Genomic DNA, 17435 nt, shown 5'->3' on the forward strand with positions numbered 1-17435 from the left:
GGCAGGATGCCGAAATCTGCTTAATCGAGCTCAGTACTCTTTATTTAACACGATGTAGCACATCGGCTAACTCCCGCAGCCGCGGTCCGTCTATCAAACCAAGTCCTTGCCGGCCTTCCCGAATTGATGAACCAAAGTGAACCTCTTCTACACCTGTTCCTTCTATGAAAGGAATAATTCCTTCCGGTGTTAAACCGTAACCCGCTAGAATTCGAGGGCCTCCTTGTTTGGAGCGTTCCACAAGTCGATGGATTTCAAGAACCGACTGAGGCGCAGGAGCAGTTCCACCCGAAGTCAGAATACGGGAAATTTGCGGATAACGGGCCAGCACTTCGTAAGCTGCCATTTGATCTGAAATTTCATCAAAGGCACGATGGTATGTAACATCAAGTCTACCGACTGCAGCAAGTAGTTGCTTTAAGACTTCTTCGTCCACATGACCATCAGGTGTAAGGGGCCCTAGAACAACTCCTGCTGCATTCGTATCTTGAATCCGGGTTATATCTTCTAGCATGGTGTCTAAATCTGCTTGATCCGTAACAAACGTACGACTATGAGGGCGGATCATCACATTCACTGGAATTTTCACACTTTGAGTAACACGTTCGATGAGTCCTATACTAGGAGTCAAACCGCCTTCCGTTATGGCTGTAATCAATTCAATGCGATCTGCTCCGCATTCTTCTGCGACCACAGCATCTTGAAGAGTCGTTGCGATAACTTCCAATAACATGCTCGTTCCTCCTTTTCATTTCCTTACAATATTAGGTTATAAATCGTTCCTCGATGTAACATAGTCCGCTAAAAGACGAGCACCATATCCAGTAGCACCCGATGCGGAGAATCCAGCATCACCTTTATATTGAACTGTTCCTGCCATGTCAATATGCACCCATTTCATAGGCTCTGTAACAAATTTGCGAATAAAGAGTGCTGCCGTAATTGCACCAGCGAGTGATGAGGATCCGATATTACTAAGATCTGCATAATCACTATGAAGCTCAGACTCATACTCATCCATTAGTGGCATTGGCCACAGCCGTTCCCCGTTACGTTCGCCAATGGATACAAGACGTTCTGTCATATCTTCATCGCCCCAAATGCCTGCAATACCTAACCCAAGGGCTTGACCTACATTGCCAGTTAGGGTGGCAATCTCTACGGCTTCTTCTGCTCCAAGCGCCGCCGCGTGAAGAAGACTATCCGCAAGCACCAGCCTACCTTCCGCATCCGTATTCGCAGCTTGAACCGTCAATCCATTAGGGAAAGAAACAATCGAAGATGGCAGGATGGCATGAGCATCAGGTACATTCTCCGCAACAGCAATGAGTCCGACAACATTGACCTTCGCACGCTGGGATACAAGAATGTCCATGGCACCGGCTACCGCGGCTGCTCCTCCCATATCCATACGTGCATCACTAATATCTTTACCGCTTTTGACGTTCATACCGCCCATATCAAATGTAATTCCCTTGCCCACAAGACTGATAAGCGGAAGAGATGCGTCCCCTTCATAACGGAGCTCAATCATCGCCGGTGGATGAACACTACCCGCACCCACTTTAAGAAGACCGTTCATTTGACGTTCCTCTAACTGCACACCAGTGTAAATTGTAACCTTTACTGGCGTATCTTTAAAATGCTCAACCATCCACTCTACCATTCTGCCAGGATGTAAATAATCTGGTGTTTCATTCACCATATCTCTAGTAAGCATGGTTCCTGTAGCACGAATTTCTGCGGTTCTGATCACCTGCTGGATTTCTAAATCTGTGATCTCTGGCCAATCTTCTGGACGGATCCGGAGCGTTACTTCCTTAGGGGGCTGCGATGCAGTCCGATATTTATGAAATCCGTATAGACCGAGCAGCCATCCCTCGATCCAGGCTTGAAGCCATTCACTGTCTTTTACGTCACTGTTCGACTTGTTAGATGCTTCCTCTCGAATGAGGCAAGCATCGCTCAAACCTTCCTTCTGAATGTTTCGTGCAGACAAACCACCCGCACGCCTTACGGCTTCAAGACTAGCCTTTCCTCGGTCCCCTAAACCGACCACAAAAACATCTTTATCCTCATCGCTTCGGCTTCGAAACCAAACCGATTGTCCTGCTTTCCGATATGCCTCACGGATAGGATATATAAACGCTTGATCCTGATATAAAGGATATATATGAACTGCCGCATGGTCACTAGATGTCCATGTTATTTGCATGTATGTATCTCCCTTCTAAGCTCGCACAATTGTTTTGATCGAAAAAATAGGATTCTGCTTAACTTTGCAGTGAGAATACAGCCTTACGTTCACCCACAACTAAGCCGTTATCATTGATAATTTGGTTCGGGACAAGTTCATACAGGCTATCGATTGTATCCTGGTTGCTGTAACCAAGTGATTCTAGAATGGATGCGATAATACTTGGCCACACCTGTTCAGATCCGTCAGATACTTTTAGTGAAATACCAATGCGTTCTTTACGAAGCCCAATGCCATAAACACCTTTCGCTCCGCCCTTGGCTGTCAGATTAGAGTCTTTTAATAAGGTAGAGCATACAAATTGGGTATCAGCAATCATATTCGGATTTTCATTCATCAACTTGGCGATCCGTTCAGCTGCATATCGTGTTTCTTCATCCTGAATCAGATCAGGGCAGGCTAGTTTTAAATAGGATAGAGCAATAGACTTGAGTGGCACAGCAAAAATGGGAAGACCACACCCATCGATGCCCATACCAATAGACTCTTTAGGTACGTCAGCGAAGTATGCAATCGCATCCACAATTTCTTGCTGTACTGGATGTTCAGGAAGATAGTATGTTGACGGGTCCCATCCCATATGTTTACTAAGAGCTATCAGCCCAGCATGTTTACCTGAGCAATTATGAAAAATACGTCGTTTCTCTTCGTTGTCACGCAGTCGCTGCGCTTTAGCATTCTCGTTCAGCGGATAATTCGGACAACAGTGAAGCTCTTCTTCACGGATGTTAGTCTTGCGAAGTATCGATTCCAAGGCATCAATATGAAATGCTTCGCCTCGATGTGAGGCTGAGAACAAGGCTGCTTCTTCCCCCGACAAGCCATAAAGCTCATCAATCTTACGTTTCATCACCGGTATGGCTTGAAAAGGCTTCGCCGCAGACCGGAGAAAGGTTACATGCTCCGGATCTCCGGCATGATATAATACGTTCCCCTTCTCATCCACCACACTAACCGCTCCGTAGTGCACGTTCTCAAGCAATCCACCTCGATATTCCTCAACCAATGTCGTAAATCCTCTCATCGTCATCCCGCCCTCATCATCCATTTATGTTAAGCTAATCTAATGAAAAAAATCGAGTCTGCGCCAACAATCCAGAACCGATCATGACACCTTCTTCACCAAGCACAGTGCATTGAAGACCATAAGTATTACGCAGCGGCTCCCATACAAAGCGTGTGTTGCATAATTGCTCGATGTCTGGCTGAATCTCAGGAAATTTCTCCAGCCATTCTCCACTCAAAATAACCATGTCGGGATTATACATGCAGAGTACATTGTTGATCGTGATAGCCATATAGATGAGTGCTCTATCGATCAACTGCACTGCCCACATTTCTCCAGACTTTCTGGCTTCAAAAAGCTCCTCGATCGTATCCATTGGTCGAATCTTATTGGCCTCATTTAATAATGCGCTTGTGATGATGTAAGTCTGTAAACATCCCGTCTTACTGCATTCACACAGTGCACCATTCGGGTCTATCGTTGTATGCCCAATCTCGCCAGCACTGTTCGATTCACCTCGGTAAATCTCTCCTTCGATGATCAAGGCTGAACCAACCCCTGTACCAAATCCAAGTAATACGGTGCGTTTAGAGCCAGCAGCAGCTCCCTTCACATGTTCCGCAAGAGCCTTTAATTTAAGTTCGTTATCCACCGCTACTTCATATCCTGTTAGGGCCTTTAACTGTTGAACAATATTCACTTTCCTCCATCCTAGCTGAACAGAGAATACTACTTCACCACTCTCGTCATCTACAATGCCAGGAAGCCCAATACCAATGCCTGCAATACGAGCGGAATTCACACCTTCAGAATCGATCATTTCTTGTAATACTCTGGCAATGTTGTTCAGTGTCTCCTCAGCACTTTCTTCAAGGAGCCGTTCATCAACTCTGCTATATAGTAAGACACCATTAACATCGACAATGCCGATGCGGTACTGATGCTTATCAAGCTCTATACCAACAGACAGAACCGACGTATCCACGAGCTTAAGCATCGCTGCTTTACGCCCTAAACCGTTAGATACCAACTCAAACTCAGTAACATAACCTTGTTCACTCAGCTCACCAACAATTCGACTAACCGTCGTTGGGCTCATTCCCGTTATTTTGGCAATGAGTGCCCTTGATATGGGGCTACGGACTTTGATCATCTCGTAAACCGTTTTCTTATTTTGCAGCCTCATAAAATCTTGGTCATGCTTTTTCATTGAAACGCCCCTATTAATTTCTCCATTGGATTAATTGATTGCATAATTCAAATAAAACAAGTTAATCCAAGTGTATTTTGCATTCAATATAGAATTTTCGATTGACATCAAATATAACTTACTCCAGTCACGATAATAATAATCCTGCATTTATGGATCGTCAACATGATAATGACTATTTTCCCATCCTTTTCTCTACAATGAAAATGTATCAATGCAAAAAAAGGCGTGATACCCCCGACTACAGGGTTTATCACACCTTTTTTACAACGATTAGCGATTATCTACTTTCAGGAATCTCCACGATAGGATTCACATCTGCTTCATAATCCACACCATCGGTTTCAAAACCAAACAACTGGAAGAATTCACGACGATATCCCTCTAGATCCGTTAAGTCATAAATGTTCTCACTCGTCACTTGTTTCCAAAGCTTCTCGACTTCTTCCTGTACATCTGGACGAAGCTCCCAATCATCGATACGAATACGGCCTTTCTCATCGACTGGTGTATTCTGACCACTATACAGACGATCCGCGAACAAACGGTATGTCTGCTCAATACAACCTTCATGAAGTCCTTTCTCTTTCATGACTTTATAAAGGGCAGAAACGTATAGCGGAACAACAGGAATCGCTGAGCTGGATTGTGTAACGAGCGCTTTACTTACAGATACATATGCACTTCCTCCACCTGCTGAAAGCTCCTGGTTTAGTCTTAGTGCCGTTGCCTCTAGATGATCTTTAGCTTGGCCAATGGATCCATCACGATATATGGCTTGAGTGATCTCAGAGCCAATGTAGGAATAGGCAATGGTAATTGCGTTATCAGCCAGGACTCCGCCATCACGCAGCTGCTGAATCCACATTTCCCAATCCTCGCCGCCCATGACCTCTACCGTATCACGCACTTCCTGATCATTCGCAGGTTCAATTGTCACTTCAGTAACTTCACCTGTATGAAAATTAACGGTTTTGTTCGTATATGCCTCTCCAATCGGTTTAAGAACGGAATTCACCGCTTCGCCGGTCTTCGGATTCGTACGACGAGCAGATGCCACACTATATACAACAAGATCTACTTGCCCCAGTTCCTGACGAATCAGGTCTACTGTTCTTTGCTTCGTCTCATCAGAGAAAGCATCACCCGTTACACTGAATGATTTCAGATTAGCTTCTCTAGCAGCCTTCTCGAATGCAGCAGAGTTGTACCAACCAGCAGAAGCTGTTCGTTTCTCGGTTGCCTGACTCGGACGATATACGCCAATCGTATTCGCATTAGCTCCGAACGCAGCAGCGATGCGGGCAGAGAGACCATACCCTGTGGAAGCACCAATAACTAGCACATTCGAAGGACCTTTAATGGCTGGCTTAGATTTAATATATTCTACCTGCTGCTGCACCTGGCGTGCGCACCCATCGGGATGAGCTGTAGTACAAATAAAACCACGTGTTCTAGGTTTAATAATCATTGTTTAATAATTCCTCTCTAAATCAAATGATATTCTGATTCCATAGTACCCTGACATACCTATTCTAACAATTTTTTTCGAAAACGAAAAACGTTTCAAATTAAAAATAATGATGAGCTTCAACGCCTTTTGTTTCCTTCTATAAAATTCTTCTCCACCAATTGTTCATTAAATTTTTCGATGTATGCATTATCCTTCATTTTCGTCTGCACAACCTCATGCCACTGTTTCTCATTCTGCAGTGGACGAAGACTATCCTCTCCACCATACCATTCTTCCACTGCCTTTCTATGAATCGTAAAGGTTATGTCCTCGAAGGTCAAACGTAGAACTTGTAAGTTATCAATCATAGCAAAGTTTGCAATTGTGTTATAAACGAGCATTTCCTTCAATTTCGCTGCATCCACATAGACAGAAGAATTCGGAAATTTAAGTTCAGCAGTTAACTCATCTGGATACAACTGATATGTTCGATTCAATTCATTAAACGGAAGAGAATTGTTAAGATTCATCAGATTTCCGGCATCACCCATATACTTGCTCTTAAATTGTAATGTTCGAGAGATATCATGAGTATATGGATTTTGCTGCTCGGCAGCATATCTTGCTTCTTGTTCCCTTACCTTTGGCTTTGCATAACCTTCCACTGCAACGATACCGCTGATGCCAATGATGAGCAGGATAAGAATCCATATATTTTTTTTATTCATGCTCAGTCACCTCATGTTTCTTAATCAGTCTGTCTGCTTTATAAACCGCTATTGGGATAATCACCGTAACTAGCGGAATCGCGAGCTCCAGCACAATGACATAGAGAGCATACGGTCCATTAATCTCAATCGTTCTGCCAAACCACAAATCGCTTCCGAAACGAGTCAGGAGTGTAAAGGCTGTAATGACGGAGGCATAGATCCCCCAAACAATCCATGTGATCCCACTTAACTTCTTCGCTTTCACCACATTCATTGTACCTGTGCGATTACTATCCTCTTTCACAATACGTGAAATAAGGAAAAAGATGATCCCTACAGCGACTACAAGTAAAATGAGTACGTTATTCGCAAGCATGCCTACAGGCATAAGTCGCAATGGAATCGTGAAGATCCAGGCCAGTAATGTATATAATAATGTGCTCTGCGCAACATCATAACGATAGCGGTTCATATATATAGTTAAATGATCATCAATCAGATTGTCTATCGCTTCAATATCCTCAATAGCTATACATACCGCCTGCTGATATTCCATTCCGTTCTGCATATAATCGGTAACTTTAGCTTCCAGATTGCTAAGCACTTCATTCCGGAGATCGATCACGGCTTTAGTCTTCCGGTGATTAGCAAACAATCGGTCTACAAATAATTCAAGATCATTTTTGCTTCTCATCATGTACTCCCCTTTCAAAGCCAATCAATACGTCGATGATTTCCCGTGCCGCCTTCCACTCTTCCCTATTCTGAAAAAAACGATCTTTCCCTTCAGATGTTAACGTGTAATATTTCCTTCGTCCCCCTTGGGTCTCTTCGCCCCAATATGATGTAATAAGTCCCTGTTTCTCCAATCTTCTCAGACTTGAATACAAGGTAGGCTCCTTCAACTCGAAGCGATTTCCACTACGAATCGAAATTTCCTTTATAATCTGGTAACCGTAATTGTCTGCATCCTTAAGCACCCGCAAGATAAACGTATCAATGTTACCCCGAACAAGATCGCTATTATGTAATGAATCCATTGTTATTAAATTCCCTCCCTCAAAATAGGGTGAGTACAATCTAACACATATAACTATGTGTGTCAAAGTAATGTTAATGACATATATATTTTGTTCAAATGATCCTTTATACTATTTATTAGGACAAATTCCATTTGACTACTAACTACTATTTATCCGTTATTTTTTTATATTTACCATTTTGCATTTCTGGAGGAAATCGCTTGCTTCGGAGAATTTTTAGAACACTTAAATATTACATCCTGACGTTACTTCGTATGCAGAACAGCGACCACCGGATTGCGCTAGGATTCTCATCAGGATTCTTTCCATGCTGGTACCCTACTTTTGGCGTTGATATTATTATTGCCATCGCACTCAGCCGAGTTGTCAGTGGGAATATGGTCGCAGCCATATTAGCAGCATCTATGGGTTCCTTTCTCTGGCCGTTGCTATTCTTTATCAACTATAAGGTTGGTTACATGATCAGTCATATTTTCTCTACACCACCCCCAATCGAGCTTAAAGATGTTATAACAGCTCCCGTTCCAGATCGGGATTATTCTGTTCTTGCCAGCTACTTCAGCAAGCTAGGGGATATGGGCGTAAACTTCTTGATTGGATCTGCTGTTAACAGTATTATTTTTTCCTTTATACTTTATTTTGTTGTTCGTTATTTACTGTCTCAGTATCGAAAGCCACTTCTCACCAAATTAAAAAAAGCCAGAAAAAAGCGTATTTAATAGGTAGACGCTCTAACTCGCTTCCATATAAGAGGCAAGCTGCATCCATAAGCAGTTTGCCTCTTCTTTATCGTCTCCGTAATAGGTAATCTTTCACTTTCTCAGCCATTCTTGGGTATAACTTAGGTGTTGTCGGCAAAATATAAGCTTTAACCTAATTCTTCTACCTAAGGAGGGAGATCCCATGGACAACACTCAGGATTTACTGGAGGGTATTCGTCATAAACTCACAAACTGCGATGATGTAACCTACATGCCAATCCATGTCCAAGGACACGAATGTACCCTCATCTATATCCAATCCATTATTGATCTTCAGGTCTTGCAGAAACAGATTGCAACTCCGCTATTATCCTTAAGCATTTCAAATTCAAAAGAACTTAAAGCGTCTTTTGATGAAGGGGTTCTCTTTCCGATCCCTTACACACAATTAGCAGACCCTGGGCAGATCGCAACCTCCCTTGTACAGGGAAGTGCGATTGCTTATATTACTGGTTTCTCCACCGCACTCGTGTTTAATATCCCCATGTATCAGAAGCGATCTGTAGAGGAATCCCAGAACGAACAGGTTGTGATCGGTCCAAGAGAAGCATTTATTGAGGACATTGAAATTAATCTATCCCTTGTCAGACATAAGATTAGACATCCGGATCTGAAAATGATTCACTACACCTTTGGATCTTACACAAAGACCTCTGCATATGTCGTATATATCGATGGCTTGTGCAAGCAAGAGATACTGGACGAATTAGATCAACAATTTAAGAATATTAACATTGATGGTGTCCTTGGCATTAGTTATCTGGCTGAACAGATGAAAGCCACACGACGAACACCTTTCCCACAATTTCAATATACAGAGCGACCAGATACGGTTGCAGCTTCCCTCTTAGAAGGGCGTATTGGGATTATGCTTGACGGAACTCCCTCGGCTTTACTCGTTCCTGTATCCATCTTCTCACTGCTGCAATCCTCAGAGGATTACTATCAAAGCTTCTACTCCGCTAGTTGGATTCGGATTGTCCGATTTGTGTTCTCTTTAGTCTCTTTAATGCTTCCTTCGCTCTACGTCGCTATCACTACCTTTCAGCAAGAAATTATTCCGACAGATCTGCTGATTACGATTTCGTCAGCTCGTGAGAATATTCCCTTCTCCGCATTAACCGAAGCGCTTGTCATGGAGCTTACCTTCGAAGCGCTTCGGGAAGCAGGAACAAGAATTCCTAAACCTGTGGGTCAGACCATCTCCATTATTGGTGCGATCGTGATCGGGCAAGCTGCCGTGGAAGCAGGTATTGTATCAACCCCAATGGTTATCGTTGTTTCTATAACCGGGATTGCAGCTTACATTGTTCCCCATTATGAACTGGGCCTCACGTTCCGACTGTTAAGATTCCCCCTTCTCATTATCGGGGGGACAACGGGCCTGCTTGGTGTACTCGCAGCGACTTTTCTCATATATGGCCATCTGACCTCCCTGCATACGTTCGGTACACCGTATATGCAGCCACTCGCACCACTCGTGTTATCCGACTGGAAGGATATGCTGGTCCGTGCTCCATCAAACTTAATGAAAAAGCGCCCAAGCAGCTACGCTTCTAAAAACAAAAGGAGACAATCCCATAAATGAACGTTCTAAAGCTCTGCAAAATGATCCTCCCCTTACTGCTGCTAACAGGGTGCTGGTCCAGGGTGGAGATCAATGAACAATTGTTTGTTTTCGCATTATATGTTGATCAAGGCGACCAACCGGATACTGTCGAAATTACGATCAGTTCTCCCTTACCTAACAGGTCCATATCCGGAAAAGGCGGGGGTGGTGGTCAGGGGAAACCATATGCCATGATAAATAAGACGGGATCTTCCATTCCAGATACAATAAATGCGATCCAGCGAGATACCACAAGACAACTGGATTTCAGTCATACAAGCGCCATTGTCGTCGGCAGAGAGTATGCAGAGACTGGTATCCGGGACATCCTAGACTGGATTATGCGAGAGCCATCCCTAAACCTAAGCACATTCATCCTAGCCGCTGCTGGAAAGGCAAAAGAGATCACAAAACTAGCTCCAGTTTACGAGCAAATGCCTTCTTTTGTGTTGATGCGATTTGAGATCCTAAGCAATATTCTGTCAACAACAGCTAAAGATTGTTTAATTGGGGAACTCGGAGGCCAAGGATTTGCACTCACTTATCTGAATAGTCATCTGAAACCAATGATTAGTGAACAAGAACAATTAGAGCACTGGGTTGGTATCGAAGGAGCAGCACTTTTTCGAGGAGACCAGATGAAGGGAGCCATCCAACAAGTAGAATCAAAAGCACTAGCTTGGGCGATGTCTCAGATTCGTAAGCCCATATATACAGTGACTTGGGATGAGGGAAGAAGCAAAGCTAGTGTTATTTTTATCAATCCAAAAGCAACTAAAGAAGCTTATATGACAAGTTCAGGCCCTCTTTTCAAAGTGAAACTATCCGGCATGGGCGATATGATTCTACTCAAAGATGCCAAGAAGCGTAGTCCACTGGAAGTCAATCGAATTATCATCAACGAATTAGAAGAGCTTATTCGTAACGATTTAAACAATGCCCTCCAAACAACGCAAAAATTGGGAACTGATGTTATGCAGTTCGGGAATATACTCGAAGCTAAATATCCGAACGCATGGGACAAATTACGACCAAACTGGGGAGAGCACTACCGGGATATTGCGGAATTCGACGTGAAGGTTAACGTAATGGTCCGCACATCAGAGTCTTCCGCATTATAAGTTTAAAGAACACAGCTTTAAGGAGGCATACGACATGCTGGCTCTGTTATTTGTATGTATCGCTATGTTCGATTGGTTTCTTATTAAATCCAAATCAAAAGTAGAGAAATGGGGAGGGCTCCTCCTCATCCTCCTGATCGCCACGTGGAATGTGAGCGCCAACTTTATTTTGTGGTGGGCAGATCCATTTGTCATCATTAATATGGCCCTAGGCTGGATCCAATAAAGCCTATCTCGATGGAAGGATGAAGGACATCATGATCAAAACACCTTGGCAAACATTTCGCTTTGCCTTCATTTATCTTAATTCTCAGCCATCAGCGTATCTCATCCCCATCTTACTTGGAAGTTCAATGTATCTGGGATGGGCAGCTATACTTTTAGGCAGTCTCTTAAGTATGTTCATCCTTTGGTGCACCATTCGTTTAGGGATGTGGGATCGTGAGAGAGCCTGGGTCGATTTCGGAGAGCAGATAGTCGGCAAGTGGATTCACTCCCTTGTGCTTCTACTTCTATCATTTTGGGCTGTTACCTATGCCTCTATCGATATTCAAAGCTTCACCTTGTTCTACGGCTCCAACTACATGAGAGAAACGCCACAATGGTTTATTCAAACCATACTTGGAATTGTGATCATTTTTACAGCTCGATGGGGATTCAAGACATTAGTCTATCTTTCAGATGGCTTATTTTTCTTCACTGTTGCAGCACTGGTGCTAACCATCAGTTCATTTGCTAAAGATGCTGATTTACATATGGTTCCAGGATTCTTCACACACCACAATTATGGAACATTAGCTAAAGACACCGTTATTGTCTTGTCTTATTTAGGTGAGTGGATTGTTTTTCTATTCATCGCTCCATATATTCAGATCGGATGGAGAACGATGAGAAATCTATTTTGCGCTGGTTTACTTGTTACGATTGCAATCACTTTGCAATGGACGCTAACCTTCTTAAATTTCGGCCCCCACCTCGGGAAGCTGATGCAGTTTCCCTTAATTGAACTGCTTAGAAGCTCCGTTACTGGTGTGCTAGGAAATATAGATCCGCTTATTATCGGTCTATGGTCCAGTTCGATGTTTATTCACAGCGCTTTTCTGATCCACATTGCTGCTCGCTGCTTTGGAAAACTGCTACGCACACAAAGAATGCAATTAACTCTTGTTACATTAATGGGGGGCTCTGCTACTGTATCTGCCTATCAATTCTCAAGAGACCCAACCTCCTATCAGCAGAATGTAGGGCTTCTATCCACTGCTGTATTTTGGGTCATTGTCGAGTGTATTCCGGTCATGTACTGGATCGTCACGCTGTTCCGTTCCAAAGAGAAACAACAAAGAGATCGCCGTTCTTAATACTATTTCTGTACATAAGGGATGTATTCATCAAAAGGGGTGAATTTCAACTTGTCAGCTACATACCGCCCCTCTTCAAAGGCATAAGTGATCTCTAAGTCACCAAGATACATACTGAAATAAAAAGCACCACCCAATCGAGCAATCAGCTTGTTATTCTCAACTCTATGATAAACAACGCCTCCAAAGCCGATTTCGGATTGATCTACAAAGCCCATCTCCGGGATACGGAGGATGACATCATCCCCCTTATCATGAAGAAGGATGGAAGCCTGGAGAAGATCTCCATCTTTCTTCAGCTCTGTAGATACCCAGTTCTTAATCGTCTCTTCTTGGGCTTCAATAGGTATTTCTTTAAAATCGCTCATGCTGATCATATGCACATCTTGTGCATGAATGCCAGTTCCAGAACCTTGATTCAGTAACACGACAACTTCTGACTTGCCATCCTCATTCAAGTCGCTCACAATCAGTTCAGGTACTTCTTTCCAGCCAAGGGGGGTTTCCCAATCAAAATGATGACGCTTACCAGCAATTTCGAGCACCAACCCTTTATATACGTCACCTTCTATGTTCTCGCCAAAGATCTTAACATCCGGATGAGTATCTGACACTGCTATAGGACTTCTTCCCTTAGAATTTATCGTAAGAAAGCGATATTTCTCGTTAAACTGGATACTTACTCCTGTCATTTGCTGTAACAATGATGCAGGAATCATGACACGGCCATTATCAATGTACGCAGCTGTGTCTAGTGTAATGGTCTTTTCACCCACTTTAACTGTTCTGCTTCCACGAACAATTTTGTAGGATTGTCCATCGACTGTGACTGTAACCGTTTTGGTCCCTTGATTCCAATGCAGCCTCACGTCCGACCAAGATTTCGTCATATAGATAGGTACGAATGGAGACTCATTCTTCATAACAGCGTTTGTATCCAAATCTAAGAGTCGTTTGTCTAATTGAACGGATAACACTTCAGATGAGGCTGCCGATGAATGGTTAGGTATGTAAATAGCCGTTGATATTAAGACTGCGGCTATGAAAGAGCTTAGTATTTTTTTCATATATATATATTCCCTTCATAAATAGACCTAGTTATTTACTCTATCATAGCTGATCTACTAGGAAAAAGGGATAAGAAATGGTCATTTTTTCAAATTAAAAATGATTATCGCTGTTCTCTATTTTAGAAACGGTTGAATCTCTGGTGATCAATTTAGTTCCCAATTTAATCGATACCGGATCACTAGAAGGATGGTCCACTCGATTCATTAGCAATCGAACGGCTGAACTACCAAAGTCATTCATCGTCTGCATAACAGTCGTCATACGAATAGGAGCATACTCAAGCACCTTGTGGTTGGAGAAACCGGCAATCGATAATCTTTCAGGCACTTTATATCCCAGCTCGAGTGCCATTTTCATCGTTAACATCGCTAAGAAATCATCTGAGCAAAACACGGCTGTCAGCTTACCATTCGCAGTTAGAAAGGACTGAATGGCTTGCTGTTTGACTGATACGCCCTTTTCACCACTCTCATGTTTCTCCAAAAACAGAAGTCGATCGGTTTGAATATCCATTTTCCAATCTAGTAGTGCATCAATGTACCCTTGGTACCGTTCCTCTCTACTCTTCGCCATATTCATTTCACTCGTCATAAACCCAATCTCTCTATGCCCCGTTCGAAGTAATTGTGCAGTCATCTCATAAGCTCCGCTATAATGATCATGGCTTAAGCTGTCGAACCCAACCTCATTAAATTGACGGTCAAGTATAACAACGGGGTATTTCAATAGTTTTAATCGAAGAAGGTGATCTCCACAAATTTTTCGATCGACTGGAAACAACAGAATACCCACAATATCACTCTGGTGCGAAAGACTACGAACCGCTTCGGCTTCAGCAGCTACATCTCCAGTAACCTTAATAACGATTTCATACCCTTGTTCTTTAGCAGCTTGTTCAACAGAGGTAATGATGCTGCCAACATAATCGTCAATGACAGGCACAATCAATGCAATGTAATGCCCTGCACGGCGAGGTTGTTTTGCTTCGTACGAATGGTTCATACCTGCTGATTGCTTTAATTCATCCAAATCCACGTCTGCCAGGAATGTACCTCTCCTAGGAAGACGATACACAATTCCCTCATCTTGAAGTGCCTGAAGCGCAAGCTTACCTGTCATACGGCTCACGCCAAATCGATTCGCAAGTTCTCCTTCAGATGGTAGAGGGTCATGTGGCTTTAAGCCACGCTCCAAAATGATGCCAAGCACCTGGCCCTTCAGTTGTTCAAATAACTTCCCCGATATATTATTCATCTGGTATTCATGCCTGCCTTCCTCTCCATATCAGCGATATCTATTTTATCACATGCAAAAGAAACCTGTCCCCAGATCAAGGATACAAGCTTCTTTATTTAAAGATCACTTAAATCTGACTAATGTATGCTGAATATGACGATATCATTAATTTTTTTTGAATATATTGTGAAAGCGCTTCCCATAATCAGTTCTTTTTTTGTAAGCAATTGGCATATTATATATTACAATAGACCAGCTGGTAGGGGGCGGTAGAACAGGAGGTGAAATCCATGGGCGTGAATGAAGCGTTAACGTTAATGATTTCGTTCGCCACCTTGGTCGTGTCGATGCTTGCTTTTCACAATAAGAAATAGAGCCTTCCCTTTAAGAATGTATCTATTTCTTATCCGTTAATTGAAGCATGTTAACTATAACCGCCCCGCACACATCTGGCTGTTGTTCAGGGAGTCGGCTGCCACCGGCTCCTTTAGCTATGAATCGGTACACAAAAATATCCTATTCTCCGAAAAAAGCAAATATAACTGTCCCTTATTTCTTTTTTTGTTGAAGCAGAGGTTTAATCTCTGCTAACAGTTGATTTAACCGATTAGCCGTATTCGTATAAAGCTCCTTCGTCTCTTTCGTAGGAGCTGAAATGCCGAACATCTCCAAGTCCGCTTCACACTTTTTAAGATTAGCGAACAGCGCAGCCTTCTGCCGTACTTGGGGCAAACTGATCTGATCGTCATACAAGTCCAGTGCTAGTTGACCACTTGTATCAACTTGTGCAAGATACACTTCTTCCTGTTTGACATTATTCTTATTTAGCTCTCGTTTCAACCATGCCGCACTTTTACCAGATAAACGTAGAGGTTCTTCCATTACCTCTCCGTCCATAATGACCAAGTGAGGCTCTTTAATGCTTCCAGGTTGTAATCCAAGGTGTTTAGGTGTTAGTGGTTGTTTCTCACTTACAAGCATTACGTTAACTTCACCACTGGATTCCATAATTGCAAACTCGACATCAGCTATATCAAAAACACTTTTCTTGCGCAATTGCTCCATGAGCTCGTCCGACGTCAGGCGCTCTTTTTTTAAGTTTCCTTCTAATACTTTTCCTTCTTTTATCACCGTTGTTGCTTTAAAATCGATAAAATCCCTTAGCCTCTTACTTTTAATTTGCAAAACCTCAATAAGTAGTGAGAAAGCTACCCAAACCGCTAGGGCTATCAATCCTAAATACCAATTAGCCTCTAAATCAAGCGATAAGGACGCAGCAATACTACCAATCGTAATACCCGTGAGGTACTCGAAGAACGACAATTGCGATACTTGTCGTTTACCTAACAGTTTTGTTAATAAGAACAAGACGATCACGGCACATAATGTCCGAAGTACAACTTCTAGCCATTCCTGCATGATTTCACTGCCTCCCTTCCGTATCTTCTACATCGAATTATTATTGGTAAGATACCTTTTTTCTAAACCCTGAGATTTTTCTCTCATGAGGCTGGATATTCACAATGCTATAATCCGCTTAAAAGAAAGCGCTTAATTCTAATTGAGTATTTTTATCTTTCAAGGTAAAGTGTTACATAAAAAGGAATTCGAACAAGGAGGCAGCCTGAATATGACTACTGAAATGCGTCGTCCTTTTGATGTCATCACTTTTGGTGAATCCATGGGACTCTTATATCCAGATGGCCCGCATGGTATTGGACAAGGCGGTACGATGGCTCAATCATTCGGCGGAGCAGAAAGTAATCTTGCTATTGGCTTAGCTAGACTTGGGTGCACTTCCGGATGGTTTGGACAACTTGGTAAAGATCCCATGGCACAAGGAATTGTGAAAGCGCTTCGCGGGGAAGGTGTAGATGTCTCTAGAGTAAGGTATTCCGAATCTGCGCCAACCGGTCTTATGCTTCGTGAATCGGTCAGAGGGAAATCATCTGTTTATTACTACCGTGCAGGTTCAGCTGCAAGCAAAATGACACCTGAACTGATTGACACAGCTTATATCGCTCAGGCGAGAATCGTTCATTTTACTGGGATTACAGCTGCCTTAAGTTCGAACTGTCTTAAGACCATTCAACACGTGATCTCCATATGCAAAGACAATCATGTGCAGGTCAGCTTTGATCCCAATCTTCGACTGAAACTCTGGAATATTGAACAAGCTCGCCCTGTACTACTGGAGCTGGCAGAAGCTTGCGATTATTTCATGCCAGGCTATGATGAATGCAAGCTCCTATACCAGACGGATGACGAGCATGTAATCATTCAAGAACTGCGTAAGCTTAATGCCAAATGTGTTATTAAAAGTTTTCACGGAAACAACGTCCTTGTGGACAAAGACCAACTTATCAGAGTTCCGTTCGAGCAGGTCGATGAGGTAGTGGACCCGGTTGGAGCAGGTGATGGATTTTGTGCCGGTTTTCTGGCTGGTATATCCAAGGGGTATTCCCTTGAGGAAGCCATTCGACTTGGCAGCTTAACAGGGTCCATGGTGATTGAAGCCATTGGCGATTGGGAAGCGCTTCCCACATGGGAGGAAATCGAGGTTCGCCGTGGTAATAGAACACACATCGAACGATAATCGA

General features: G+C 43.0%; 18 protein-coding genes. 7 read left to right on the top strand and 11 right to left on the bottom strand.

What is annotated here, in order from left to right; translation table 11 throughout:
- Positions 1 to 40: 40 nt before the first annotated feature.
- The 8 genes from AC3WJJ_RS13180 to AC3WJJ_RS13215 all read right to left on the bottom strand — a co-directional run bounded on the left by AC3WJJ_RS13180 (position 41) and on the right by AC3WJJ_RS13215 (position 7676).
- On the bottom strand, positions 41 to 733 hold the full coding sequence (locus AC3WJJ_RS13180) for a copper homeostasis protein CutC (protein ID WP_492541199.1): 693 nt from the start codon (positions 731 to 733) through the stop codon (positions 41 to 43).
- A gap of 36 nt (positions 734 to 769) precedes the next feature.
- The gene (locus tag AC3WJJ_RS13185; RefSeq protein ID WP_492541201.1) at positions 770 to 2215 is read right to left on the bottom strand and encodes a leucyl aminopeptidase family protein; all 1446 of its coding nucleotides are present in this window, start codon (positions 2213 to 2215) and stop codon (positions 770 to 772) included.
- A 58-nt stretch (positions 2216 to 2273) separates the two neighbouring features.
- Complete coding sequence (locus AC3WJJ_RS13190) at positions 2274 to 3305, bottom strand: asparaginase (protein WP_492541203.1); 1032 nt, start codon at positions 3303 to 3305, stop codon at positions 2274 to 2276.
- 10 nt (positions 3306 to 3315) lie between these two features.
- Entirely contained in the window at positions 3316 to 4473 is a 1158-nt protein-coding gene (locus AC3WJJ_RS13195) for an ROK family transcriptional regulator (protein WP_492541205.1), read from the bottom strand.
- 280 nt (positions 4474 to 4753) lie between these two features.
- Positions 4754 to 5944, bottom strand: coding sequence for an enoyl-ACP reductase FabV (gene fabV / locus AC3WJJ_RS13200; RefSeq protein WP_422657895.1), 1191 nt, complete (start codon positions 5942 to 5944; stop codon positions 4754 to 4756).
- Between the two features lie 119 nt (positions 5945 to 6063).
- Positions 6064 to 6654 (bottom strand): DUF4825 domain-containing protein, encoded by a 591-nt coding sequence (locus AC3WJJ_RS13205; protein WP_492541207.1) that lies wholly within the window; start codon positions 6652 to 6654, stop codon positions 6064 to 6066.
- Positions 6647 to 7330, bottom strand: coding sequence for a permease prefix domain 1-containing protein (locus AC3WJJ_RS13210; protein ID WP_492541209.1), 684 nt, complete (start codon positions 7328 to 7330; stop codon positions 6647 to 6649). Before AC3WJJ_RS13210 ends, AC3WJJ_RS13205 begins: the two co-directional genes overlap by 8 nt.
- Complete coding sequence (locus tag AC3WJJ_RS13215) at positions 7314 to 7676, bottom strand: PadR family transcriptional regulator (RefSeq protein WP_422657898.1); 363 nt, start codon at positions 7674 to 7676, stop codon at positions 7314 to 7316. The genes AC3WJJ_RS13210 and AC3WJJ_RS13215 overlap by 17 nt, the downstream gene beginning before the upstream one ends.
- A gap of 203 nt (positions 7677 to 7879) precedes the next feature.
- Here AC3WJJ_RS13215 and AC3WJJ_RS13220 point away from each other — a divergent pair, with 203 nt between their 5' ends.
- From AC3WJJ_RS13220 to AC3WJJ_RS13240, 5 genes are all read left to right on the top strand, one after another.
- On the top strand, positions 7880 to 8398 hold the full coding sequence (locus tag AC3WJJ_RS13220; protein WP_492541211.1) for a DUF2062 domain-containing protein: 519 nt from the start codon (positions 7880 to 7882) through the stop codon (positions 8396 to 8398).
- 184 nt (positions 8399 to 8582) lie between these two features.
- On the top strand, positions 8583 to 10028 hold the full coding sequence (locus tag AC3WJJ_RS13225; RefSeq protein WP_492541213.1) for a spore germination protein: 1446 nt from the start codon (positions 8583 to 8585) through the stop codon (positions 10026 to 10028).
- A complete protein-coding gene (locus tag AC3WJJ_RS13230) occupies positions 10025 to 11170 on the top strand; it encodes a Ger(x)C family spore germination protein (protein WP_492541215.1) in 1146 nt (381 codons plus the stop codon). Before AC3WJJ_RS13225 ends, AC3WJJ_RS13230 begins: the two co-directional genes overlap by 4 nt.
- A gap of 34 nt (positions 11171 to 11204) precedes the next feature.
- Positions 11205 to 11396 (top strand): hypothetical protein, encoded by a 192-nt coding sequence (locus AC3WJJ_RS13235; protein WP_492541217.1) that lies wholly within the window; start codon positions 11205 to 11207, stop codon positions 11394 to 11396.
- A gap of 31 nt (positions 11397 to 11427) precedes the next feature.
- Positions 11428 to 12528 (top strand): GerAB/ArcD/ProY family transporter, encoded by a 1101-nt coding sequence (locus AC3WJJ_RS13240; protein WP_492541218.1) that lies wholly within the window; start codon positions 11428 to 11430, stop codon positions 12526 to 12528.
- Between the two features lie 2 nt (positions 12529 to 12530).
- Here AC3WJJ_RS13240 and AC3WJJ_RS13245 read toward each other — a convergent pair whose 3' ends face one another.
- Together AC3WJJ_RS13245 and AC3WJJ_RS13250 are read right to left on the bottom strand one after the other, a co-directional pair.
- Positions 12531 to 13595, bottom strand: a complete 1065-nt coding sequence (locus tag AC3WJJ_RS13245; RefSeq protein WP_492541220.1) for a copper amine oxidase N-terminal domain-containing protein — start codon at positions 13593 to 13595, stop codon at positions 12531 to 12533.
- Positions 13596 to 13689: 94 nt separating this feature from the next.
- Positions 13690 to 14853 (bottom strand): GntR family transcriptional regulator, encoded by a 1164-nt coding sequence (locus tag AC3WJJ_RS13250; RefSeq protein WP_492541222.1) that lies wholly within the window; start codon positions 14851 to 14853, stop codon positions 13690 to 13692.
- A 272-nt stretch (positions 14854 to 15125) separates the two neighbouring features.
- Here AC3WJJ_RS13250 and AC3WJJ_RS13255 point away from each other — a divergent pair, with 272 nt between their 5' ends.
- On the top strand, positions 15126 to 15209 hold the full coding sequence (locus AC3WJJ_RS13255) for a putative holin-like toxin (protein ID WP_379249454.1): 84 nt from the start codon (positions 15126 to 15128) through the stop codon (positions 15207 to 15209).
- Between the two features lie 175 nt (positions 15210 to 15384).
- Here the strand turns inward: AC3WJJ_RS13255 and AC3WJJ_RS13260 are convergent, their stop codons facing one another.
- The gene (locus tag AC3WJJ_RS13260; RefSeq protein WP_492541224.1) at positions 15385 to 16254 is read right to left on the bottom strand and encodes a DUF421 domain-containing protein; all 870 of its coding nucleotides are present in this window, start codon (positions 16252 to 16254) and stop codon (positions 15385 to 15387) included.
- A 211-nt stretch (positions 16255 to 16465) separates the two neighbouring features.
- On the opposite strand from AC3WJJ_RS13260, the gene AC3WJJ_RS13265 reads away from it, so the two are divergent.
- A complete protein-coding gene (locus AC3WJJ_RS13265) occupies positions 16466 to 17431 on the top strand; it encodes a sugar kinase (protein WP_492541226.1) in 966 nt (321 codons plus the stop codon).
- The last annotated feature ends 4 nt before the right edge of the window (positions 17432 to 17435 follow it).

It is taken from the genome of Paenibacillus sp. FW507-14B1B (genome assembly GCF_058781425.1).